Below are 1,357 nucleotides of genomic sequence, written 5' to 3' on the forward strand. Positions count from 1 at the left end.
GCAAAATCGCGCACCATGGACGGACGCGAGTGGTAAGCAATATACGGCTGGCGGGGTGCGATCTTCAAAATTCGAATTGAAGTACATAGAGAGCGAAAAGACACTTGTATGTACAGTTCGCGTGAGATTGGTCCCGGTAGACATATATCCCGTCGATTCGTCCGGGAATTTCGATAAAGCTGCCAAAGTAAAATCAATCCCCTACAGCTACGATCTTCATCGCTCAATGGAGATTGGCGACGTTCTGAACGGTCAAAAGATGGACTACCGAGAAAGAGTGGGGGAAGGATATAGCCTCGAGCACGTTATGCGGAAAATAGAAGCAGTATTCAATCGGGGTGATCATAAGTTGATACTGGATGGATGCGCGAAAGGCGGGGCGTGTGGATGTCGCGTTAAAGTGATATTCAAGACTGATATTCGGATTTCAATAAAAAACAAGCCTATTGTCGATTTTAATGAGCATGTTCTGCTTCATTTATTCCCGTACGTCAGTCGTGCAGACACGTCGGCTTGGGGGGAGCATTTGAGGTACACGACCGAGAGCGGGAAAATGGTAGATGTCCCGGAAAACAACTATGAGGCTCATGAACATGGTCATTACTTTAACTTCCCTGACGAGTATTACGATCGGGGTGGTTTCGTTCATATCTCGTACATCAAGGATAGGGAGATAGACTTTGGAAAATTGGATGCAATGATCGGAAAGATGGTTTGGCAGGGAGATTCAAAGAAGAACCTTATGGGTTTCGGTGCTGTGCAGGCGCATCAATCAAATTCGATTACTGCATTCAGTGAACCATATTATCTCGAATATGCAAGGCGTCATTTTTCTGATGTGACAGGTAAGGTATGGAGAATCGGCTATGTGGTGTAAATCTATGAGTGTTGGTATATGGATGTCTCTGCTTCCGGTAATGTTCGGTGTTTATGTGGGGAAAGTTGCTGCTAATGAATTGGAGGTGAGTGTGATGAGTTTTGGAATTACTACAAATGGAGGTGGTGATTACGGCAACAATGAAATCTCTGTTTCGGAAGATGGGTGGCTGCGTGTCGCGGTAGGCGATACAGTGTCAAACGAGAAAATTTCTGGCATTGGTTTGTATGAGACCAGACTTGATAAGGAGAGTTCTGGTGTGGTTGCTGAAATAAAGCATCTTTTATGTGCGAGTGATGCGCCGACGCCGGATGAGAGATATAACGAGCTATTTAATGCGAAATGTGAAATCGATGGGAAAGTCGTTGAGCGAAGCTCAAATCTTGGAGGTCTTGGCAGAGATCGCGCAAAAAAGGTGATGCAAGGTTTTGAGAAATTAAAAAAATTTGGCCTCGATAATGGCCGGGCAATCGTAAAGCT

General features: G+C 45.0%; 2 protein-coding genes. Both read left to right on the plus strand.

Translation table 11 applies throughout. The annotated features are described in order from the left end of the window. Positions 1 to 877: hypothetical protein (locus tag ACFUEJ_RS24200; RefSeq protein WP_388032376.1), on the plus strand; the 877-nt coding region annotated here is incomplete at its 5' end. A gap of 22 nt (positions 878 to 899) precedes the next feature. Then, positions 900 to 1,357 (plus strand): hypothetical protein (locus tag ACFUEJ_RS24205; RefSeq protein WP_388032378.1); only part of this gene is annotated, 458 nt, incomplete at its 3' end.

Origin of the sequence: Gordonia sp. NPDC057258 (assembly GCF_042668985.1) — a bacterium.
Lineage (GTDB): Bacteria > Actinomycetota > Actinomycetes > Mycobacteriales > Mycobacteriaceae > Gordonia > Gordonia hongkongensis.